Genomic DNA, 22,223 nt, shown 5'->3' on the forward strand with positions numbered 1-22,223 from the left:
TAAAAATCATGGGCGTGCGGATCGGCGCATCCGAAAAGATGCGCTGGGCTCTCTCGCGGGCGCTGCCATCAAGCTCTTGACGCCCGAAGGATGCTTCACAATTATCCATTTAGTTACTAACGCTGTGCTTGGTTCAAGTTGTTTGAGGGACATCACGTTGGCGAAGGTCGCATGCCGTATATTTCTGGAACAGAGCGGAGAAGGCGATGGTTGCTGCCGTTGATGTCAAAGCCGCAAGAATGTCGCTGGCATTTTCGACACTCGGCTGTGCGGAGCTGGAATTGGACGAGGCTCTTGCTCTCGCAGCACGTCATGGCCTTGATGCGATCGAAATTCGCGCGCTTGGCGGTATGATCGATCTGCCGGCCTATTTTGCCGCGCGCTTTGGCACTCCGGCCGGCCTTGTCCATGCTCTCGAGCGTTCTCCCGTGGCCGTTTGCGCGCTCAACACGTCGATGCGCCTTGTCGGCGCGACGCCGCAAGCGAAGGAAGAGTTCCTGCGCTATCTTCCATGGGCCGAGGCGGCCGGCATAAAGGCGTTGCGTATTTTCGATGGCGGCAGCACTGGTGACGCCGGCGAACTTTCCGAGGCACTGTCGACGCTGGAATGGTGGCGCGAGACCGCCAGCCGCGAGGGTTTTGCCTCGGATATCATGGTGGAGACACACGACTTTCTGGTGCGCCCGGACGCGCTTGGCCGTTTTCTGGAAGCGGCACCCGATTGCGCCCTGCTCTGGGACACGCATCACACCTGGCGCAAAGGCGGACAAGATCCTGCCGAAACCTGGAAGCAGCTACGTCACAACGTCAGGCACCTTCATGTGAAGGACAGTGTCTCGAAGGCGAGCGGCAAGCTGCCATATAGTTACACGCTTCCCGGTGCCGGCGAGTTTCCGATGCCGGCACTGCTCTTTGCATTGGCCGCCGATCATTATGACGGCGTCATGAGTCTCGAATGGGAGCGGCTATGGCATGCAGACCTGCCGCCGCTCGATCATGCCCTGCGGGAAGCAAGGCAAGAGAACTGGTGGCCTCAGTCCGACGAAAGCGAGCTCCAACGGTAAGTAGGCCGGGATTTTGAAGCAAGCCTCGCCGGAAGAACTTGCCCGCCGGACGCATTCCTCAATATAGCGGCCTTATGGTTTACGGCCGAAGATTGTTGCTGCCCGCTTCGGCAATGATTGAATTAGTAACTCAAAAAACTCGTGTCAATTGAATGTTTGACGATACTAGTTTACATATTAGGAATATATTGATTCTAAATATGCTGTCGCCCCCGACGCGACATATTCTGCTTGCGGAAGGGAAACTCTAGTTACCTTGAGTTAGAAGGTGTCTCGCAGATGGAGAACGCGGCTTTCGGGCACCGGAAATCCCATGCTCCCAGCGCGTTTGCGTCATTTTCACATGCCGGCCTTTTTTTCCGAATTTCGGTTTGCTGCCTATCTTGCAGCCGTTGGAGGCTTGATGAGCGGTAGAGGAAACCGGATTGACAAGGGGCATAACGCCCTGATTTTGAAAGCAATCGCCAAGGGTGGTTTGAGCTTTGTCGTTCAGCCGATCCATGATGCCAAAAACATCGAAGAGATTCTTTATGCCGAGTGCCTGGCGCGTGTAACGGATGCCGAAGGCGTCGTTCACACCGCAGGCACCTTCGTGCCGCAGTTGGAGCGACTGGATGGTCGCTTCGACCTCGATTTCCGTATGCTGGACATGATTTTGACTGCCTTGATGGCCGATACGGCACTGACACTCGGCTGCAATCTGTCCGCAGCCACTTTATCCGCGCCGGATCGATTTGCCGATATTTTCAGCCGAATCAGCCATCACAAACCTGAGTTGACTTCCCGGCTTGTCGTTGAAATTACCGAGACCTATCCGCTCGTCGGCGCCGCCATCGAACGATTGAAAATGATACGTGCACTCGGTTGCCGCGTTGCGATCGATGATTTCGGCGCCGGCTTTGCGACCCCAGCGCACCTGCTGCAGGTCTCGGCCGATATCGTCAAAGTCGACGCGTCTTTTGTCCGCGATATCAGACCGGGCAGCGATGGCCGCGACAGCCTGTATCATCTGGTCGGTTTTGCATCCTGTCTTGCTCCCCTGGTTATCGTCGAGGGAATAGAAACCGAGGCGCAGTTGGAGGCAGCACGTTCGACCGGCGCGACGCATGCGCAAGGTTTCCTTCTGTCCAAGCCCGTAGCGCTTCAGCAGCTTCCACGGAAAAAGGGCAAATTCGGCCTGCGGGAGGTTGGATGAATACTCCATCCGTCGTCCTGCAAAGCTGCTCGGCAAAACGGACCCACGACTTGGAGTTCATCGGTGGGAGGCGCTGCTTGCCTGCCTCTCTTTCCGCCTCGACTGCGGAGGTGACGGCATGATCAAACATCCTTCCTTCCATCGGGATTATGATGTCTCCGCCGCCTCCACTGCGCGGGACGTACAGGCGCAAGTACGGCTTGACTTGCTGTTCGAGGAGCTGCAGGGCTTGTTCCCCGGCGCTCCCTATATCGACAGCCGGTTGCCGTTCACCCTTGTCGGTGGAGAGGAGCCGCATATCGTCATTCGCGACGCATCGGGCAATGTTTCCGGACGGGTCTCGATCGATGCGGAAAATGGCCTTTATGTCTTTTGTGAGCTCGACCGCGCCGCCGGCATCGTGCTGGCGACGGCGAGCGAAGAGCGGTTGATCGATGAGATCGTCGCGCACCTCTCCGCCTGCGACGACAGCCTTGCGCCGCATACCGTAAACACCGCCGTCGGTGTTCTGGTCGGCCAGACCGTGGAAGATGTCGAGCGCAAGCTCATCCTTCAGACGCTGCGCCACTGCAACGGCAATCCAACCTATGCCGCCTTCATGCTCGGCATTCCCCTCATCATTCTATGCACCAAGCTGGCTACCTACTTTGCAGATCCTGCAAAGGAATTTGCAGATCCCGCAAGGGACTTTGCGGATGCGACCGACGGTAGCGAGCCCGTGGCGGAGAAAGACCGGCAATGAGCGGGCGTCCTCATTAGGGATGCCGAAGATGCCGCAAACCAAAACCTGTGGAGTTTGAAAACCAATGCAAGATTCACGAATGGGTTTGTACATGAAGCAATCACGCGCGGCGGCGCATGCCAAGCCACACGAGACCCGGGAAACGATGATGGACGCTTTCGGCAGCAGGAGAGATCTGCCTCAGCCGCAATCGCATGTTCTGTTTGACGGCTGTGTGAAGATCGTTTCGGCCTATATCAGCCACAATCCCGTTCCTATCGGCAGCCTTCCGAAGCTGATCGCGGATGTGCATGAGGCGCTGCAGGCTCTGGATAGATCCACATCGCCGCAGGAGCAGGCGAGGCCCGTTCCGGCCGTCGATCTCAAGAAATCGGTGACGAACGACTACCTCGTCTGCCTCGAGGACGGAAAGCGCTTCAAGACGCTCAAGCGGCACCTGCGCGTTCATTACGGCATGACGCCCGAGGAATATCGCGCAAAATGGGGTCTTGCTCCCAATTATCCGATGGTCGCCCAGAATTATGCGAACCGCCGTTCGGAACTTGCCAAACTCTCCGGCCTCGGCGCCAACGGTAACAAGCCGCAAGAATAATGGCGCCCGCGCGGAGGACGCCAATCTCTTGACGATATTTTGCCGGCTAGCCAGTTCTATAGCCCGGCGACGCCGGTCAGAAGACCTGGCGAAGCAGGATGAAGAGTACGAATGCGAGCGCGATCGAGGCCGGCAAGGTGAGAATCCAGGCCATCAGCATGTTGCGCACGGTGGACCATTGCAGACCGGAACCATTCGCGGCCATGGTGCCGGCGACGCCGGAGGAGAGGACGTGCGTCGTCGAAACCGGCAAGCCGAGATGGTCTGCCGCACCGATCGTCAGCATGGCGACGACTTCGGCTGCAGCGCCCTGACCATAGGTCAGATGCGTCTTGCCGATCTTTTCGCCGACAGTCACCACGATGCGCTTCCAGCCGACCATGGTACCGAGCCCGAGTGCCAGCGCCACTGCAACCTTCACCCACAGCGGAATGAACTTGGTCGCGTGATCGACGGCGGCGTGATAGCTGGTGACGGCCTTCAGGTCGTCAGTGTTCATCGGCAGCAGCTTCTGCTTGTCTATCAGCTTCAGCGATTCACCGATCAGATAGATGTCGTTACGAACGTTGCCGACGAGGCCGTTCGGCAGCTTTTCGACGCTTGGATAGGCGGCGATCTCGGCACTGGTGGCATGGATATAGGCCTGCAGTGCCGGCGTGGTTGCGTCCGTCCAGGTCTTGCTCTTCACGGCATCGCTGACCGCAGCCTTCGGGTCTGCAGGCGTGGCAACGCCGGGCTTCACATACTTGCCGAGGACGGTCTCGACCTGCGCCGAGGCTGCCTTGTAGGCATCAAGGTAATTGACATCGGGCGTCCGGTTCAGTGCAAACGCAGTCGGTACGAGGCCGATAAGGATGAGCATGATCAGACCCATGCCCTTCTGGCCGTCATTCGAACCATGGGCGAAGCTGACTCCGGTGCAGGTGAAGATCAGCAGGCCGCGAATCCAAAGCGGCGGCGGCGCATTGCCTTTCGGCGCTTCATAAAGGTTCTTGTTGCGGATCAGAATTTTGGCGACCAGCAACAGCACCGCGGCCAGGCAGAAACCGATGATCGGCGATAGCAAGAGTGACATGCCGACGCTGCTTGCCTGCGACCAGTCGACGCCGCTCGTCGCGGACCCGGCCGGTGCGAGGAACTGATTGGCAAGGCCGACGCCGATGATAGAACCGACGAGCGTATGCGAACTCGACGCCGGCAGGCCGAGATACCAGGTGCCGAGGTTCCACACGATGGCGGCGGTCAACAGGGCGAAGACCATGGCAAGGCCGGAGCCGGAACCGACCTGAAGGATCAGTTCAACGGGCAGCAGCGCCAGAATGCCGAAGGCGACCGCACCGGAAGAGGTCAGCACGCCGAGAAAATTGAAGAAGCCTGACCAGATAACTGCAAACTCGGCCGGCAGCGAACGCGTGTAGATGACGGTTGCGACCGCATTTGCCGTATCATGGAAACCATTGACGAATTCAAAGCCGAGCGCGATCAGCAGCGCCAATCCGAGAAGGATCCACGGAACCGCAGCGGCATTGGCAAGATCGCTGCCAAGGGCATAGCCGACATAGACAAGGCCGCCGAGCACGACGATGCCAAAGATCGGCAGAAACCATTTTGCGGAAGCGCCTGTGCCGTGAATGGGGTGATTGCCACCCTCCGAATTGCTTGAAACGACGTCGACCATCTCAAACTCCCTTGTGGCAAAGTAAGGTTCTTCATGTAAGCGCCGTTAATGAAGCTCTCATGACGCAAAAGGGATGCTTATGCAGGCGCGGTTGTATCGGCGCTCGCTGGCAAATGTGCCTCGCGTTAAACGGCAACACATGGATTGTCGCCTCAACTTCACGTTCAACATCTTGATTTTGCCGTGAAAATGCCTTTTTCGGTTCACCCGGCATTCAGCCTGTAGGCGTTTAAATCCGCATGTAAGGGACTTGAATGGAGGATCATCACGATGAGATTGTCCGTGATTGCCGTTGCTGCCGTGCTTGGCAGCATCGCCGTATCTTCGGCAGACGCGATGCCCATCGCCGCTGTTGGCACCGTAGCCAAAGCACCGGTCATCAATGTCGATTATGCCTGCGGCCGCGGCTGGCATTTGACGCCTCGGGGCGTATGCCGGCCGAACCGCTGGGGACCGCCGCGCGGTTATGGTTGGGGATACTACAGACCGCCACCGCCGCGTTGGGGCTGGTATGGCCATCGCCCCTATTATCGTGACGGATGGGATGGTGGCTGGCGCGGCCGGCCGCGAGATTGGTAAAAGCCAGACACAGCGCCGTCCGGTGTCGGCGGATGTCGTCTAGAGCGGTTCAGCGTTTCACGGAATCGCTTTCCCGCTCTATCTCTTTGTTTTTACGCATTCCGGACGGAAAATCGCTGAGCACTTTTCCTGGAAATGCTCTAATCGGCAACAGCCGGTTTCGTCCGCAGGAGCCGCGCGGTCCACCACAGCGCGGCCACTGCCGTCATCAGTGCCAGCATCGTTGCGGCGAGGCTTTTGCCGTGCAGAAAGATGCCGGCAAGTCGCGGCCGGATGAGGTCGGCCGTATTGAAGCTCTCGCCGCTGAAACGGCAGAGAACAAGCGACAGGTTGTTGCGCACCAGTGCGCTGTCGATTTCGGAGACGAGGTCGCCGGCGGCCGCCCTTTCGTCCTTCATCTTGCGCATCTGCAGCAGCACCATCTTGGCGGCGGCGAGATAGGCATGCGAGCATTCGTTAAAGGGGCTGTCCTCATTCCCGGCACTTCCCGGCATGACACCCCAAAGGCAATAGGCGCGCTGGATCAGCGTGAAGTTCAACACGCGACGGAAGGCTTCGTCCGTGTCGGATGCCGATGAGGCCAGCGCAACGATCCGCCCGTAATAGGGAGCGATCACGGCCATCTCGCCATGGGTCAGGCTTGGTATCGGAATGCCCGCCTGACTTCCGGACGATCCGCTGGTATGCGCCTTTGCCTCTATTGGCAGGCTGAGGGTGCAAGCCAGGCAAAATATCGAAAATAGAATGGCTGATTTCAGCAAGTAAGTCCCACGCATGAAGGCACGCGTGGGACATGTCAGGCTTGCCATTTCAGGCCCGGCGCGCGGCTGTGCGACCGTAGCGAACCTGCGGCAGGTCGCGTTCGGCCCACGCGCCGAAGGCGAGGCCAAGGGTCGTCCACAGGATCGCGTGCATGCCGAGCGAGGCGATCCGGAATCGCCAGAGTACGACGGCAGAAAACTGCTCCGGCACTTCGTTGATTGTCGGCAGCAGGTATTGCACCAGGCCGATGAACACGATGTAGGCGATGCCGGCGAAGATCGCACCGTTCCATGATCCGTACCGCGCCGCCAACTGACGGGCGAGGGATACAGCGGCAACCATGGCGACGATGGAGGCCACGATCATCACGAAGAACAACTCGGTCCTGGCGCCGATCGTATCCGGATTTCCGACTGCCGGCGGATTGGCGGGATATTTGATGTCGGGAACCAAAGAGATGGCGATGAAGGCGCCGATCGCCAGCAATGCGGCAGTTCCGCGCGCGCCGAAGGGGCTGACGCGGCCATAGACATAGGCGAAAACGAGGGCAAAGAGCCCGCCTATTGCCGCGGCATACACTATGCTCCCGGCGAAGAGACCGAGGCCGGCCTGGGTGGCACGGCTGACGATTTCCGGTTCCGGCATTTCGCCTGCCGCCTGGGCAGCCTGCTCTTCAAACGCAATTGCCCGATCGACGAGCGGCTCGCCGAACGTATGGGCGAAAGCGAAAATGAGAATGCCGGCAAGCACTCCGACCAGCATGCCGCGGAGCAAAAGGCGTCCAACCATGGGCGTTGCCCCTTAGTGGCAGGGGAATCCGAGCAGGTGGCGCGCGTCATGCACGAATTCGTGCACATAGGATCCGGAGAACAGCGCCGTCGCGCCTTCTTCGGCGCCGATGAAATAGATCGCCAGCATGAGGAGAAGCCCGGCGAAGATCGCCCAGGGCAGGATTTCGCCAGCCGGGATCGGCGTTGGGATTGCGGTCGGTGCGAATGTGGTGTCAGACATTGTATTTCCCTCTTTGAATAACGCGTTCCATTTGCGGAAGGGGGTTACGGGAAGGGTCTGGCTTTCTAGGGGCGGTATCCGCCCTTCGATTACAGTGGCGCGACCGCGCCGGGATTTCACCGGCTTCCACACCCGTAAGCCTAAGTTTATATCTGGCTGCAAATATAGTTGTCAATCAAACGCCATCGCGATGCGAAATCGCGACAAGTATGGAGTTATCGAGCTGTATGAAAGGACGTCTGAGCTGGATTTGTCACGGGCCGACGCGCGCCAATCGTGAGGGATGCTTTCCCGACGACGAGCCGCTGGAGCCAAAAGCGCTCGAGCGAATTCAACCGACGTCCAGGTTCGGAACGGTCGATCGGGCATGGACGAGCCCGGCGCTCCGGGCCTGCCAGACGGCTGCGGCTTTGGGGCTTGAGTGCATGATGGAGCCGTCTTTCCGGGAATGCGACTACGGGCGCTGGCAAGGCAGGCCGATCACCGACCTCCATGAGACCGATCCGGAAGCACTGTCGCAGTGGATGCTGGACTTCGATGCGGCGCCGCATGGCGGCGAATCCCTGTCCGCCGTGCTCGCCCGCGTCGGCGATTGGATGAAGGCTCACATCGGCGATGGCGGTCATACGGTCGTCGTCACGCATGCGACGGTCATTCGCGCCGCCATTCTCCATGTGCTGCAGGCGCCGCCTCCGGCGTTCTGGACCATCGACATCGAGCCGCTCGGCATCGTGGAGATGACCAGCGACGGCCGTCGCTGGCAGCTTCGCTTTCCGAATGCCGCGAGGTAGCGCTCTAATGCATGTCGCGCAAAAGTGTGCGGCGGTTTTGCGAAAACGACATGCAAAAACAAAGAGCTAAAGTTTGGGAGCGAATCCGAAAGATCGCGACGAGCTTTAGCCGCGCGCCTTCGCCCGCTGCCGCTCGAAATAGATGAGATAGGCGGCAAGGCCTGACGTCATCACGGCAAGCCCGTACCAGGTGATGGCGTAGACGAGATGATTGTTGGGAAAGACGATCTGCGTCAGGCCGCCGACCGGCAGATCGCCCGGATTCTTCTTGTCGTCTGCATCGATAAAATAAGGCGCGACGTTTTGAAGGTTCCGCGCGGCGGCGATCGCTGCGATGTCCCGGGAATACCAGCGCTCTTCCGCCGGCACGTTGGAGCGCAGCAGCGTGCCCTTCGGCTCGCTGATCCGCAGCAGGCCTGTGACGGTCGCCTCGCCGGTTAGCTCGCCGGCGGGGCGGGTATTCGGATTGCGCTTGTCGGCCGGCACAAAACCGCGATTGACGATGATAATCGTACCATCAGGCTCCTTCATCGGCGTCAGCACCCAATAGCCGGGGCCGAGCGCGGTCGAGGCATACACTTGCGCTTCCTTGTCGTTGAGGAAGGTGCCGGTTGCCTGGACGTGCTTGTATTCATAGCCGGCGGCGTCGATCGCCGCCCATTCCGCCGGGCCGGGAGCGGCCACGGGCGGCGCATGCACGCGGGCATCGACGCGGGCGATCAGATCCAGTTTCCAGGACAGCCGCTTTACCTGCCATGTGCCGAGCGCAATCAGCCCCGCGGTCAACAGCAGAAGCAGGATCACCCAGATGGCAAGCGCGAGCGCGGAGCGCGGTTTTTCAGAAAGGGAGGGGGTCGGGATATGAGTCAAGGCGCAAAACTCCATCGGATGCTCGGCGCAGCTTCCCGGCGGCGCAACGCCGGAAATGACGGCGGGCATCCCTCAGGACGCCCGCCGCTTGGTCGTTACGGCATGTTGCGCATCATGTCGGGCGACATGGGCATCATGTTGGAATTGAGGTGGTGCATGACCCAGAGCGAGCCGGAGAGCGCAATGATCACCAGCACGATGGTGAAGATCAGCGCCATCATGTTCCAGCCGCCTTCCGACTTGGTGTTCATGTGCAGGAAATAGATCATATGCACGATGATCTGGATGGCGCCGAAGACCATGATCAAGGCCGCGGTGACGGTCGGGTCGGAGAAGACCTTGGCCATGACCAGCCAGAAGGGAATGGCGGTCAGGATGACGGAGAGGATGAACCCCGTCATGTAGCTCTTGAACGTGCCGTGTCCGGCCTCGTGGCCACCATGGTGGTGGCCGTGGGCGTCGGCGGAATGATGCGAAGGATTGGCGTTCGAGCTCATCCGATAACTCCCATGAGGTAGACGAAGGAAAACACGCCGATCCAGACGACGTCGAGGAAGTGCCAGAACATCGACAGGCACATCAGACGGCGCTTGTTTTCGACGATCAGCCCGCGCCGGCTTGTTTGGACCATCAGCGTGATCAACCAGACGAGGCCGCTGGTGACGTGCAGGCCGTGCGTGCCGACCAGCGTGAAGAAGGCCGAGAGGAAGGCGCTGCGCTGCGGACCGGCGCCTTCCAGGATCAGGTGATAGAATTCGTTGAGTTCGAAATAGATGAAGGCGGCGCCGAAGAGGCCGGTGATCGCCAGCCACAACAGCGTTCCCGACTTGTTGTTCTTTTCCATCATCAGCATGGCGAAGCCGTAGGTGATGGAGGAGAGCAGCAGCATCGTCGTGTTGAGAGCGACGACCGGCAGTTCGAACAGGTCGGCCGGCGATGGACCGGCCGCATAGTTGCGGCCGAGCACGGCATAGGTGGCAAAGAGCACTGCGAAGATCAGGCAATCGCTCATGATGTAGAGCCAGAAGCCGAGCATCGTGCTGCCTTCGGGATGATGCTCTTCCGTCATGTAGAAGGCGGGAGTTTCGCCATCTTTCAGAGCTGGTACGGTATGGGTCGTCATGGGTCTTATACCTGTCCTGCGAGCAGTTTCGTACGCTCGCCTTCGGTCTTCACGACCTCATCGGCGGGGATATGGAAATCGCGCTTATAGTTGAAGGTATGGCCGATCGTAATGGCGATCATCGCGACGAAGGTGATGGCGGCAAGCCACCAGATGTACCAGATCATGCCGAATGCGAAGGCGATGGACAGAGCGCCGAGGATGACGCCAGTGCCGGTATTCTTCGGCATGTGGATCGGAATGAAACCCTCGGTCGGCCGCTTGTAGTTGCGGTTCTTCATGTCCCACCAGGCGTCGTGATCGTAGACGATCGGCGTGAAGGCGAAGTTGTAGGCCGGCGGCGGCGATGAGGTCGACCATTCCAGCGTACGGCCGTTCCAGGGGTCGCCGGTCAGGTCGCGAAGCTCTTCGCGTTTCATGAAGCTGACGACGAGCTGGATGAGGAAGCTGGCGATGCCAAGAGCGATCAGCCCGGCGCCGAAGGCTGCAACGACGAAGTAGATCTGCAGCGACGGATCGTCGAACTGGCTCATGCGGCGCGTGACGCCCATCAGGCCGAGGATATAGAGCGGCATGAAGGCGAACCAGAAGCCGATCTGCCAGAACCAGAAGCTCATCTTGCCCCAGAAGGGGTCGAGCTTGAAGCCGAAGGCCTTCGGGAACCAATAGTTGACGCCCGCAAACATGCCGAAGAGCACGCCGCCGATGATCACGTTATGGAAGTGAGCGATCAGGAACAGCGAGTTGTGCAGCACGAAGTCAGCCGGCGGAACCGCGAGCATGACGCCGGTCATGCCGCCGATGACGAAGGTCACCATGAAACCGACCGTCCAGAGCATCGGCACTTCGTAGCGGATGCGGCCGCGATACATAGTGAAGAGCCAGTTGAAAATCTTCGCGCCCGTCGGGATCGAGATGATCATCGTGGTGATGCCGAAGAAGGAGTTGACGCTGGCGCCCGAGCCCATGGTGAAGAAGTGGTGCAGCCAAACGAGGTAGGAGAGGATCATGATCACGCAGGTGGCATAGACCATCGAGGCGTAACCGAAGAGGCGCTTGCCGCAGAAGGTCGCGACGACTTCCGAGAAGACGCCGAAGGCCGGCAGGACCAGGATGTAGACTTCAGGGTGACCCCAGATCCAGATGAGGTTGACATACATCATCGGATTGCCGCCGAGGTCATTCGTGAAGAAGTTCGTGCCGGCGTAGCGATCAAGGGTGAGCAGTGCGAGCGTCGCGGTCAGGATCGGGAAGCTCGCAACGATCAGGATGTTGGTGCAGAGCGAGGTCCAGGTAAAGACCGGCATTTTCATGAAGGTCATGCCCGGCGCACGCATCTTGACGATGGTGGCGATCAGGTTGATGCCCGAGAGCGTCGTTCCGATACCCGCGACCTGCAGACCCCAGATGTAATAATCGACACCGACGTCGGGACTATAGGCGATGCCGGAAAGGGGCGGATAGGCCAGCCAGCCGGTCTTGGCGAATTCGCCGACGAAGAGCGAGATCATGACGATGATCGCGCCTGCCGTCGTCATCCAGAACGAGAAATTGTTGAGGAAGGGGAAGGAGACGTCGCGCGCGCCGATCTGCAGCGGTACGACGAGGTTCATCAGACCGGTGACGAAGGGCATCGCCACGAAGAAGATCATGATGACGCCGTGGGCGGTAAAGATCTGGTCGTAGTGATGCGGCGGCAGGTAGCCGTCCGAGCCGTTGAAGGCGATCGCCTGCTGGAGGCGCATCAGCAATGCGTCGGAAAAGCCGCGCAGCAGCATGATCAGCGCCAGCACGACGTACATGATACCGATCTTCTTGTGATCGATGCTGGTGAACCATTCCTTCCAGAGGAAGCCCCAGAGGCGGAAATAGGTCAGCAGGCCGAGAACTGCGATACCGCCGATGGCGACGCCGATGAAGGTCACGACGAGGATAGGCTCGTGATAGGGAATCGCGTCGAGCGTCAGCCGACCGAAGATGAATTTATAGAGGTCCGGGTTGGAAAACATGGATTTCCTCTGTCCCTTATGAATGTCTTGTTATTGAGCGCACCGGATCAATGACCCTGATGCTGCGCCGAACCGGTCGACGAATCGGAAGAAGAGCCGTTGCCCATATCCATGCCTTGCATGGAGTTGTCTCCATGCTGCATGGTCTGGCCAGCACCGCCATCAGCCTTGACGGGCGTGACTTCGGCGGAGTTGGCATCCCGATTATCGTAGATCAGGCGCTCGCGGTTTTCCTGGCTGTCCTTGCCGGCGCCGCCCTTGGCATCGATATGCATCATCTCGCCCATGCACATCTTGCTGGGATCGGCACACATATTGAGGATGGCGTCATAAAGGCCATCGTCCACCGCATTGAAGTAGCGCACCGGCTCCCTTTCGCTCGGCTTGGCGAGCGCCAGATATTCTTGACGGCCGAGAGCCGTGCCCTGGCTCTTCACCTTCTGGACCCATTGGTCGAAGTCGGCCTGGCTCAGGCCATGGAATTTGAAGCGCATATGCGAGAAGCCGGCGCCGCTGTAGTTGGCGGACAGACCCTGATATTCGCCGGGATGGTTGATGACGGCGTGCAGCTTCGTCTCCATGCCCGGCATGGCGTAGATCTGGCCGGCAAGTGCCGGAATGAAGAAGGAGTTCATCACCGAGGAGGCGGTGATCTTGAAGTTGATGGGCGCATCCACCGGAGCTGCCAGTTCGTTGACTGTGGCGATGCCGAGATCGGGGTAGAAGAACAGCCATTTCCAATCGAGCGCCACGACTTCGACATTGAGGGGCCTTGTTGCAGTCGTCACCGGCTTGCCGGCGTTGACGCGATCGAGAGGCCGATAGGGGTCGAGCTGGTGAGTGCTGATCCACGTCACCGCGCCAAGCGCAATGATGATGGCCAGCGGTGCCGACCAGATCACCAATTCGAGGCGGGTCGAATGATGCCAGTCCGGATCATAGGCAGCCTCCGTGTTCGACTGGCGATATTTCCAGGCAAAGAACAGGGTAAGGAAAATCACCGGTACGATGATCAGCAGCATCAGGACGGTAGAGACGACGATAAGGTCGCGTTGCTGTACGGCGATGTCGCCGGAGGGAGCCATCACCACCATATCGCAGCCCGAGAGCAGCAAGATGAGCGGTAGGACGGATAAACGGCTGAAAATCTTCGATAGTCTTGGCACGTTTCAAGCTCTTTTTGTTATTGACCGTACCGCGACTAAAGGACGGCGGTCAGGAACGGTATGAGGTGTTTCGTCGCACCGCAGCAAGCTTGGATGCAATGCGGTATCAGGTGCAACTTCACCTTTCGCGAAAATCTTGAGAAATCCAGAAGGTTTTCCAACGGCCGGTTGCCTTTGCCGTGGCTAATATAACGAGATCGGCGGATATGGCTACTGGCTGGCGCGTCGCCAAGCCGGCATTGTGCCGGCAAAAGGCGGAATTTGGCCGGATCCAATTGCTAATTAGCGAATTATTCCATGCACGATACTTGATAAGTTCGTAAGTTTGATAAAACATCTTACTGGTACGCGATTTCGTGGAGGAATTCGCGTCCGGAGAGGGAGGCTCCCGCATATGGCCAGCGCCACGCATGAATCACTAAATCCAACGTCCACAGGTTTGGAACGCGATGCCCGCAACATGCATGCTCGCGCTACCGTCGACCCCGGTAATATTGCCATCGGCGTGATCATCGGTCGCACGTCCGAGTTCTTCGATTTCTTCGTTTACGCCATCGCATCAGTCCTGGTCTTCCCGAAGCTGATCTTCCCCTTCGCGGATCCTCTGCAGGGCACGCTGCTTTCCTTCCTGGTTTTTTCCCTCGCCTTCATTGCCCGTCCGATCGGCTCGTTCATCTTCATGGCGATCGACCGCACCTATGGCCGCGGCGTAAAGCTGACGATCGCGCTGTTCCTGCTCGGGGGTTCCACGGCGTCGATGAGCTTCCTGCCCGGCTACAATGAAGTCGGCGTCTACGCGATCGTCCTGCTCGCCATCCTGCGCATCGGTCAGGGCCTTGCGCTCGGCGGCGCCTGGGACGGTCTTGCCTCGCTGCTGGCGCTCAATGCGCCGACTGATCGCCGCGGGTGGTATGCGATGATCCCGCAGCTCGGCGCGCCGACCGGCTTCATGCTGGCAAGCGCTTTGTTCGCATATTTCGTGACCAGTCTCTCGACGTTCGATTTCTTGGACTATGGGTGGCGCTACCCGTTCTTCTGTGCCTTCATGGTCAATGTCGTGGCACTGTTTGCCCGGCTCCGCCTGGTCGCGACGCCGGAATTCGGCGCGTTGCTGGAGCGCCATGAGCTGGAGCCGGTCAGGATGACGGAGCTTCTGCGCGTGCATGGCCGCGACGTGCTGATCGGCGCTTTCGTGCCGCTGGCAAGCTTCGCGACCTTCCATCTGGTCACGGTCTTCCCGCTCGGTTGGGTAACGCTTTATAGCGCGCAAACCCCCGGTTCGTTCCTGTTGGTGGAATTCCTCGGTGCCATCTGCGGCATCGTCGCGATCGTCTGTTCCGGCCTGCTCGCCGACCGTATCGGCCGCCGCAACCAGCTTGCCGTCGGCGCCGTGCTGATTGCGATCTTTGCTTTCGTTGCACCCTGGCTGCTCGATGGCGGGGTCACCGGCCGCCATATCTATGTGGTTCTCGGCTTCACGCTGCTCGGCCTCTCCTTTGGCCAGGCCGCCGGCGCCAGCGCCTCGCGCTTCAGCCAGAACTATCGCTATAGCGGCTCGGCATTGACCTCGGACCTCTCCTGGCTGATCGGCGCCGGATTCGCGCCCTTCGTCGCGCTGGCCCTCTCCAGCCAGTTCGGCCTGGTCTATACCAGCCTCTACCTGCTCTCGGGCGTCGTTTGCACGCTCGTCGCGATCTTCTTCAGTAAAACGCTGGAGACACGCGACAACTGATCGAGCCTTCGGAACATTGGAAGCCGCGGTGTGAGAGCGCCGCGGCTTTTTCGTACGCGGCTGGACCTCGCCGGCGAGTGGCTTCCTAAATCTTGACTCCCTTTTCAAACTTTTGTGATAAAAAAGGACACGCTGAAACTTGAAAAACATAGTCAAGAAAAATATAGGCTACCGCACCACCGTTACGGACAGGTTTCAGCGAGAGGACGCCTATGACTTTTTCCTTTACCCATCTCACCAGCGCCTTGGCGCTTGCTGCAGCTCTTGCGGTTGCGCCGCTGACGGCCAATGCCGCCGATTCCGAAGGCATCGTCGTCTATAATGCGCAGCACGAGGGCTTGACGCAGGCCTGGGCAGATGGCTTCACCAAGGAAACCGGCATTAAGGTAACGATCCGCAACGGCAGCGACATGCAGTTCGCCAACCAGATCGTCGAAGAAGGTGCGGCATCTCCTGCCGACGTGTTCCTGACGGAAAATTCTCCCGGCATGGCGCTGGTTGACGCCAACAAGCTCTTTGCACCCGTGGATGCCGATACGCTGGCGCAGGTGCCGGAAACCTTCAAGGCAGCCGATGGCAATTGGGTCGGCGTTGCCGCCCGCTCCACGGTTTTCGCCTATGACAAGACCAAGTTGAAGGAAAGCGAGCTGCCGAAGTCGCTGCTCGACCTCGCCGATCCCGCCTGGAAGGGCCGTTGGGGTGCATCGCCCGCCGGCGCCGACTTCCAGGCGATCGTCAGCGCGCTTCTTGAACTGAAGGGCGAGGACGTCACCAAATCCTGGCTGAAAGCGCTGAAAGCAAATGCGACCCCCTACAAGGGCAACAGCGTTGCCATGAAGGCCGTCAATGCCGGCGAAATCCAGGGCGCGGTCATCTACCACTACTATTGGTTTGGCGATCAGGCGAAGACGGGCGAAAACAGCAAGAACGTCGCGCTTCACTATTTCAAGAACCAGGATCCAGGCGCTTTCGTCAGCATTTCCGGCGGCGGCGTTCTCGTCTCCAGCCAGCACAAGAAGGAAGCGCAGGCATTCCTGAAGTGGATCACCGGCAAGGGCGGCCAGGCCGTTCTGCGCGACGGCGATTCCTATGAATATGCCGTCGGCAATGGCGCTCAGTCGAACCCGAAGCTGGTGCCGCTCTCCGAGCTGCAGGCGCCGAAGGTCGAGCCTTCCAAGCTGAACAGCAAGAAGGTCACTGAACTCATGACCGAAGCCGGTTTGATCTAAGTCCTTGCATCCGGTCCGCATGCCCTGCTAGGGGCATGCGGATGGCCAATTCGGCCATTTCGATCCCGGCAATCGCCTTCCAGCGGCGGTTGTCTTCCTATTTCAGGGCGTGAAAGGCAGCTAAGACTTGCTGCAGAAGAACACATATGCCGCGCCGGCCAGTCAGGCCGCTGCCCTGCGATTGCCTCCGTTGACCGCTGCGTCCGGTGGCCGTGTTCCGCACGCTTCCGTCATTGCCCTTGCATCCATCGTCGCGCTTCTGAGCCTGGTGCCGCTCGGCTTCATCGTCTGGGTCACGGTCGATACCGGCTGGGGCGAAGTCATTGCGCTCGTTTTCCGCAGCCGCGTCGGCGAGCTGCTGACCAATACGGTCCTTCTTGAAGCCTGTACCATCCCGCTTTGCATCATGCTTGCCGTTACGCTCGCCTGGCTGACAGAGCGTACGAATATCCCAGGTGCCCGCATCTGGTCCTGGCTGGCGGTCGCGCCGCTTGCCGTGCCGGCCTTCGTGCACAGCTATGCCTGGGTCAGCTTGTTGCCGGGTATGCGCGGCCTCTGGAGTGGCGTGCTGGTATCGGTGCTTGCCTATTATCCCTTCCTCTATCTGCCGGTGGCCGCACAACTGCGCCGCCTCGATCCGGCGATCGAGGATGCCGCCGCCTCGCTCGGCCTTGGCCCCTGGCGCGTCTTCTTCCGGGCGATCCTGCCGCAGCTTCGTCTCGCCATCTGCGGCGGTTCGCTGCTGATAGGCCTGCATCTGCTGGCGGAATACGGTCTCTATGTGATGATCCGTTTCGATACTTTTTCGACGGCAATCGTCGATCAGTTCCAATCCGCCTATAACAGCCCGGCCGCCAATATGCTGGGCGGCGTTCTCGTCTTCTGCTGCCTGCTGCTGCTCGCCATCGAGGTTTTGGTGCGCGGCAATGAGCGTTACGCGCGTGTCGGTTCCGGTGCAGCCCGCCCGGCGGACCGCCGCCGTCTCGGCTGGCTCGTCATCCCGGCCACTGCGCTGCCTTTGGCAGCGGCCGTGCTGACGCTCGGCGTGCCGTTCGTGACGCTGGCACGCTGGCTCTATCTCGGCGGCGCCGGTATCTGGCGGATGGATACGGTCGGCTCGGCTTTGCTGCAGACGATCGCGCTTGCCGTTGCGGGCGGCTTGCTGGCCACCATCGCCGCCGCTCCGATGGCCTGGCTCTCTGTGCGCGCGCCGGGCCGGCTGCAGCGTATCCTCGAAGCCTGCCACTATTATGTCGGCTCGCTGCCGGGCGTCGTTGTGGCGCTGGCGCTGGTGTCGATCACGGTGCGGCTGGTGCTGCCGCTCTATCAGACCTCTGCAACGCTGCTGCTTGCCTATGTCCTGCTGTTCCTGCCGCGCGCCATGGTGGGCTTGCGCGCCAGCATCGCCCAGGCCCCGGTCGAGCTTGAACGCGCCGCCATGGCATTGGGACGCACGCCAAGCCAGGCCGTGCGGCAGATTACGATGCGCCTTGCCGCTCCAGGTTTTGCGGCGAGCGTCGCCCTTGCCGCCCTCGGCATCACCAATGAATTGACGGCGACGCTGATGCTGTCACCCAACGGCACGGAGACGCTGGCGACGAAATTCTGGTCGCTCACCAGCGAGATCGACTATGTCTCGGCCGCGCCCTACGCCTGCATGATGGTAGTGCTGTCGCTGCCGCTCACCCTTCTCCTCTATGCGCAATCCAAGCGGACGGCCGGACAATGACCTTTCTGGCGATTAAAAACATCGGCAAGCACTATGGCCCGGTGCACGCGCTTGACAACATCGATCTCACGGTCGCGGCCGGCAGCCGCACCGCCATCGTCGGCCCTTCCGGCTCCGGCAAGACGACGCTGCTGCGCATCATCGCTGGTTTCGAGAGCCCGGATGTCGGCCAGGTGCTGCTGGAAGGACATTTGCTGGCGGATGGGCCGGCCGTTATACCCGCACACCGCCGCGGCATCGGCATCGTCTCGCAGGACGGCGCATTGTTTCCGCATTTGAGCGTGGCGGAGAATATCGGCTTCGGCATGGAGCGCGGGCAGGCGAACCGCGCCGAACAGATCAACGCGCTGATCGACATGGTGGAGCTCGATCGCGGCATGCTCGATCGCCGCCCGCACCAGCTCTCCGGCGGCCAGCAGCAGCGTGTGGCTCTCGCCCGCGCGCTCGGCCGCAAGCCGAGGCTGATGTTGCTGGACGAACCTTTTTCCGCGCTCGACACGGGCTTGCGCGAAAATATGCGCAAGGCGGTTGCCCGCGTCCTGCAGAATGCCGGCATCACCACGATCCTGGTGACGCACGATCAGGCGGAAGCGCTCTCCTTCGCCGATCAGGTAGCGGTGTTGCGCGAGGGGAAATTGGTGCAGGCCGGAACGCCGCAGACGCTCTATCTCAATCCCCGCGACCGCGAGACTGCCACCTTCCTCGGCGATGCCATCCTGCTGTCCGCCGAACTGGGCGAGGGCTTTGCCGATTGCGCGCTTGGCCGCATCCAGACGGATGCAAACGGCCGCCGCGGGCGGGCGGAAATCATGCTGCGCCCCGAGCAGTTGCGGTTCACCATGATCGATGGCTCTGCTTCCGATGCCCTATGTACCGGCAATGTCATCGATGTCGAATTCGGCGGTGCCGTCTGCACTGTGACGCTTGCCCTTGCCAATGCCGAGAGCGCCGCATCGCTTACCATCAAAAGCTCCAGCGTCGGCCTGCCGGAGATCGGCAGCACCGTGCGCGTCAGCGTGCTCGGCAAGGCGCATGTCTTCGATGCGGTAAGCTGATAGCTTTTTCCTGTCGAAACTCGGTCTGGATGAAAACACCTTCGCCCCAGCGGGGAGAAGGTCGAGCGAAGCTCGGGTTGAAGGGGCGTTGCACCGTCAGGATCACTCTTAACGTTCGGAATGCTCGGAGCTACCGCTCCTCGCGCCCTCCTGAGCTTGTTGAAGGGGCAGGCTCCCTCTACCCGAGGGCGGAAGGCAATACCGGCGTCTCCAACACTCGCCCCGTCACCACATCGGCAATGCCGCGATCCGTCTGGTGCGGTCCGATGTTGCAAGCGAGCGTCGCGCCGAAGCAGGCTTTGAAGACGAGGTAAGGCGGCCGCCATTTGGTGATTTTCTCCATCGCTTTACGGACGGCGCGGAAGGCGAGGGCGGTTTCTTCGAGGGGCATTGCGGCCACCAGCCCGGATAGGGGCAGGGGCAGCAGCATGTCGACTTGACCGTTCGACACAACGGCCATCCCGCCGCCGGCAGCGATGACGGCGTTGGCAGCAACCGTCATATCCCTGACATTGCCGCCGAAAACCGTCAGATTGTGGCTGTCATGCGAGACCGTTGTACAGAAGGCGCCGCGCCACTCGCCCCAACCGGTGAGAAAGCCGACGCGCGGTCGTCCGTCCGCTTTGCCGTGGCGGTGAGCGATGGCGATCATCGTGGTCCCGGCAGGCGGCACGACGAATCCGTCCATGACATCAGCCTCTATCTCGCCCCATTGCGTGAAGCGCGGCTGGTCGATCGTCGCCAGGCGCACACGATTGCCAGCGGCCGGCACACCAAAATCGTCTTCGCTGAAAGGCGCGAGTTTGACCGAATTCTGCAGCGGCGTGGTGTCGACATGAGCGATCGTGCCGGTGATCCTGCCAGCCTCGGCAACGATCCTGCCGTTGGCGATCACCAGCTTCGCCTTGAAATCCTGAAGGTCCTCAAAAATGGCGATGTCGGCGCGGCGGCCGGCGGCGATCAGGCCGAGATCGTTGCGGCCGAGCCGCATCGCGGCGTTCAGCGTTGCCGCCCTTAACGCCCATTCGGGCTTCAGCCCGTCGCGCACCAGGCGGCGGACGACATCGTCCAGGCCACCGTCGAAATGCAGCTCGTCCGGAAAGACATCATCGGTGCAGAGCGTCACCGTCTGCGGCATGAAGCCGAGATTTTTGATGACATCAACGAATTGCTTGAGCAGGTGGTCATGCGAGCCGCGCAGCTCGATCGTCATGCCGGCGGACAGTTTGGAGAGGAGATCGGCGCCGGATGTCAGCTCATGGTCGGAGGAGACACCGGCCGCCATGAACGCGTTGAGATCGGCGCTTTCCAGTCCCCGGGCATGGCCGCAGACGAGCTTGCCGGATCGCAGCCCGGCATTGACGATCGCACTTGCGCGCGGGTCGCCGTCGATAACGCCGCGCATGGTCATGACCTCGGCAACACCGGCAATTTCGGGCCAGGCCAGCATGTCGGCCATGGCGGAAGCATCGAAATCGGCGCCCGCCAGTTCCAGCCCAGGGGCGGAGGGTACACAGGAAGGCGCAAGCGGGATCACGCGGAGCGGCAGCGATCGTGTTGCCTCGATCGCCCAGCGCACGCCGTCGAGGCCATGTACATTGCCGAACTCATGCGGATCCCAGACGACCGTCGTCACCCCATGCGGCAACACGGCTTCGGCATAGGTCGCCGGCGTCACCATCGAGCTTTCGATGTGCATGTGCGTATCGATCAGGCCGGGAGAGAGAAAGGCGCCGCTGGCGTCGATCGCGCTGGTGGCGTCCGTTCGGCCGCCCGGCGCATGGACGCTCGCGATCAGCGCACCGACGATGCCGATATCGGCGGCCCGGATCTGACCGGTCACCATGTCGACCAGACGGCCACCCGCGATCAGCAGGTCGAAAGGTGCATCGCCGCGGGCAGCAGCGACCGCACGCGCGCGCAGGTCGGGCAAATTGAGATCGGCGGGCTCGCTTGGGGAATGTCGGATCATCGGCGTGCCTCGTTGATCAATGCACCGAAAATGATGGCGCGCGCCATGTCGGCGTCGATCTCGGCTGCAAAATGGGCATTGAACTCCGCATGTGACGCGCGCGTCTCGACGACGGTGCGCCCGCGGGTGTGCCGCCCCTGCAGCTCGACATCGATCCGGGCATGCTGAAGTGTGACTATCTCGGGGGCGATGAAGATGGCGGCAGCGGTCGGATCATAGATCGCCATGGCGGGACGGCCGCGGCTGATCCCGATGTTGACGTAGCCGCCCAGGAGATCGCCAAGCAGTTCGGCGTTTTTACCGGCAGCCTGGCGCACAAGGTCGACATCGTCAGGCCGCGCCAGTACCTTGCGGCAGATATCGAGATCGATCATTCGCAGCGGCAGGTGATGGGTAAGCACGATGGCAAGCGCCTCCGGATCGGCATAGGCATTGAATTCGGCGGAGGCTGTATGGTTGCCGGAGGTCAGGCCGCCGCCCATCCAGGTGAGCTCGTCGATGCGGGCGGCAAGATCGGGCCGGGCCAGCGCCAACGCAGCGATATTGGTGAGCGGCCCGAGCGCCAGGATGCGCTTCGGCTCTGCGTCGCGCTCCAGCCAGTCGCAGAGGGCGGTAAAGGCATCGCTTGCCGGCAATTCATTTGCTGGCGGCAGGCTCTTGCCCATGGTTGGCATGCCGCTTTGCCCGAGAACGCGCTGCGCCGTTTCCAGCTTGCAAAGCACCGGCAATTTGCGGCCCGTGTAGATGGGAAATTCCCAGCCGAAAGCCGCGGCGGCACTGGCGGCGTTGTGGCGCACCTGCGCAAGCGGCACATTGCCGCTTACCAGCGAAACGCCGTCGATCGTCAGGCTCGAATGCGCCACCACCAGAATGGCGGCGATATCGTCGAACCCCATATCGGTATCGATCCATATTCCCATGGCC

General features: G+C 60.6%; 21 protein-coding genes and 1 riboswitch. Of the genes, 10 read left to right on the forward strand and 11 right to left on the reverse strand.

The features are described from left to right. Nucleotides 1-206 precede the first annotated feature (206 nt). The 4 genes from QA646_RS17400 (at nucleotide 207) to QA646_RS17415 (ending at nucleotide 3,593) form a co-directional block, all read left to right on the forward strand. Nucleotides 207-1,064: a sugar phosphate isomerase/epimerase gene (locus QA646_RS17400; protein WP_283056622.1), complete on the forward strand. Its 858-nt coding sequence runs from the start codon at nucleotides 207-209 to the stop codon at nucleotides 1,062-1,064. 403 nt (nucleotides 1,065-1,467) lie between these two features. Beyond that, nucleotides 1,468-2,259 carry an EAL domain-containing protein gene (locus QA646_RS17405; RefSeq protein ID WP_283056623.1) on the forward strand — a complete coding sequence of 264 codons (792 nt, stop codon included), beginning with the start codon at nucleotides 1,468-1,470 and terminating at the stop codon, nucleotides 2,257-2,259. Nucleotides 2,260-2,377: 118 nt separating this feature from the next. Then, entirely contained in the window at nucleotides 2,378-3,001 is a 624-nt protein-coding gene (locus tag QA646_RS17410) for a helix-turn-helix domain-containing protein (protein ID WP_283056624.1), read from the forward strand. Nucleotides 3,002-3,092: 91 nt separating this feature from the next. Beyond that, complete coding sequence (locus QA646_RS17415) at nucleotides 3,093-3,593, forward strand: MucR family transcriptional regulator (protein WP_283056625.1); 501 nt, start codon at nucleotides 3,093-3,095, stop codon at nucleotides 3,591-3,593. A 76-nt stretch (nucleotides 3,594-3,669) separates the two neighbouring features. On the opposite strand, the gene QA646_RS17420 is transcribed toward QA646_RS17415, so the two are convergent. Continuing rightward, nucleotides 3,670-5,271 carry an inorganic phosphate transporter gene (locus QA646_RS17420; RefSeq protein ID WP_283056626.1) on the reverse strand — a complete coding sequence of 534 codons (1,602 nt, stop codon included), beginning with the start codon at nucleotides 5,269-5,271 and terminating at the stop codon, nucleotides 3,670-3,672. A gap of 270 nt (nucleotides 5,272-5,541) precedes the next feature. Between QA646_RS17420 and QA646_RS17425 the strand changes: the two genes are divergently transcribed. Continuing rightward, nucleotides 5,542-5,850, forward strand: a complete 309-nt coding sequence (locus tag QA646_RS17425; protein WP_283056627.1) for a hypothetical protein — start codon at nucleotides 5,542-5,544, stop codon at nucleotides 5,848-5,850. 140 nt (nucleotides 5,851-5,990) lie between these two features. Here the strand turns inward: QA646_RS17425 and QA646_RS17430 are convergent, their stop codons facing one another. The 3 genes from QA646_RS17430 to QA646_RS17440 form a co-directional block, all read right to left on the reverse strand. Further along, nucleotides 5,991-6,473 (reverse strand): hypothetical protein, encoded by a 483-nt coding sequence (locus tag QA646_RS17430; protein WP_349254262.1) that lies wholly within the window; start codon nucleotides 6,471-6,473, stop codon nucleotides 5,991-5,993. 187 nt (nucleotides 6,474-6,660) lie between these two features. Then, nucleotides 6,661-7,401 carry a CbtA family protein gene (locus QA646_RS17435; protein ID WP_283056629.1) on the reverse strand — a complete coding sequence of 247 codons (741 nt, stop codon included), beginning with the start codon at nucleotides 7,399-7,401 and terminating at the stop codon, nucleotides 6,661-6,663. A gap of 12 nt (nucleotides 7,402-7,413) precedes the next feature. Next, nucleotides 7,414-7,623, reverse strand: a complete 210-nt coding sequence (locus tag QA646_RS17440) for a CbtB-domain containing protein (protein WP_107106508.1) — start codon at nucleotides 7,621-7,623, stop codon at nucleotides 7,414-7,416. A gap of 55 nt (nucleotides 7,624-7,678) precedes the next feature. After that, nucleotides 7,679-7,751, reverse strand: a riboswitch (cobalamin riboswitch). 99 nt (nucleotides 7,752-7,850) lie between these two features. On the opposite strand from QA646_RS17440, the gene QA646_RS17445 reads away from it, so the two are divergent. After that, on the forward strand, nucleotides 7,851-8,414 hold the full coding sequence (locus tag QA646_RS17445; protein ID WP_283056630.1) for a histidine phosphatase family protein: 564 nt from the start codon (nucleotides 7,851-7,853) through the stop codon (nucleotides 8,412-8,414). 105 nt (nucleotides 8,415-8,519) lie between these two features. Here QA646_RS17445 and QA646_RS17450 read toward each other — a convergent pair whose 3' ends face one another. The 5 genes from QA646_RS17450 to cyoA form a co-directional block, all read right to left on the reverse strand. Next, a complete protein-coding gene (locus QA646_RS17450) occupies nucleotides 8,520-9,299 on the reverse strand; it encodes an SURF1 family protein (protein ID WP_283058905.1) in 780 nt (259 codons plus the stop codon). Between the two features lie 80 nt (nucleotides 9,300-9,379). Next, a complete protein-coding gene (cyoD, locus tag QA646_RS17455) occupies nucleotides 9,380-9,781 on the reverse strand; it encodes a cytochrome o ubiquinol oxidase subunit IV (protein ID WP_283056631.1) in 402 nt (133 codons plus the stop codon). Then, entirely contained in the window at nucleotides 9,778-10,407 is a 630-nt protein-coding gene (cyoC, locus tag QA646_RS17460; RefSeq protein WP_283056632.1) for a cytochrome o ubiquinol oxidase subunit III, read from the reverse strand. The genes cyoD and cyoC overlap by 4 nt, the downstream gene beginning before the upstream one ends. A gap of 5 nt (nucleotides 10,408-10,412) precedes the next feature. Beyond that, nucleotides 10,413-12,416 (reverse strand): cytochrome o ubiquinol oxidase subunit I, encoded by a 2,004-nt coding sequence (cyoB, locus tag QA646_RS17465; protein ID WP_283056633.1) that lies wholly within the window; start codon nucleotides 12,414-12,416, stop codon nucleotides 10,413-10,415. Between the two features lie 47 nt (nucleotides 12,417-12,463). Next, nucleotides 12,464-13,582, reverse strand: coding sequence for a ubiquinol oxidase subunit II (cyoA, locus tag QA646_RS17470; RefSeq protein WP_283056634.1), 1,119 nt, complete (start codon nucleotides 13,580-13,582; stop codon nucleotides 12,464-12,466). Nucleotides 13,583-13,976: 394 nt separating this feature from the next. On the opposite strand from cyoA, the gene QA646_RS17475 reads away from it, so the two are divergent. The 4 genes from QA646_RS17475 (at nucleotide 13,977) to QA646_RS17490 (ending at nucleotide 19,327) form a co-directional block, all read left to right on the forward strand. Next, the gene (locus tag QA646_RS17475; protein WP_283056635.1) at nucleotides 13,977-15,314 is read left to right on the forward strand and encodes an MFS transporter; all 1,338 of its coding nucleotides are present in this window, start codon (nucleotides 13,977-13,979) and stop codon (nucleotides 15,312-15,314) included. A 212-nt stretch (nucleotides 15,315-15,526) separates the two neighbouring features. Next, on the forward strand, nucleotides 15,527-16,543 hold the full coding sequence (locus tag QA646_RS17480; protein WP_283056636.1) for an iron ABC transporter substrate-binding protein: 1,017 nt from the start codon (nucleotides 15,527-15,529) through the stop codon (nucleotides 16,541-16,543). Between the two features lie 127 nt (nucleotides 16,544-16,670). Then, nucleotides 16,671-18,272, forward strand: coding sequence for an iron ABC transporter permease (locus tag QA646_RS17485; protein WP_283056637.1), 1,602 nt, complete (start codon nucleotides 16,671-16,673; stop codon nucleotides 18,270-18,272). Further along, nucleotides 18,269-19,327, forward strand: coding sequence for an ABC transporter ATP-binding protein (locus QA646_RS17490; protein WP_283056638.1), 1,059 nt, complete (start codon nucleotides 18,269-18,271; stop codon nucleotides 19,325-19,327). The genes QA646_RS17485 and QA646_RS17490 overlap by 4 nt, the downstream gene beginning before the upstream one ends. A gap of 178 nt (nucleotides 19,328-19,505) precedes the next feature. Here the strand turns inward: QA646_RS17490 and QA646_RS17495 are convergent, their stop codons facing one another. After that, on the reverse strand, nucleotides 19,506-21,299 hold the full coding sequence (locus tag QA646_RS17495; RefSeq protein WP_283056639.1) for an adenine deaminase: 1,794 nt from the start codon (nucleotides 21,297-21,299) through the stop codon (nucleotides 19,506-19,508). Then, nucleotides 21,296-22,219 (reverse strand): nucleoside hydrolase, encoded by a 924-nt coding sequence (locus tag QA646_RS17500; protein ID WP_283056640.1) that lies wholly within the window; start codon nucleotides 22,217-22,219, stop codon nucleotides 21,296-21,298. Before QA646_RS17500 ends, QA646_RS17495 begins: the two co-directional genes overlap by 4 nt. Nucleotides 22,220-22,223 lie beyond the last annotated feature (4 nt).

The organism is Rhizobium sp. CB3090 (assembly GCF_029714285.1).
GTDB lineage: Bacteria > Pseudomonadota > Alphaproteobacteria > Rhizobiales > Rhizobiaceae > Rhizobium.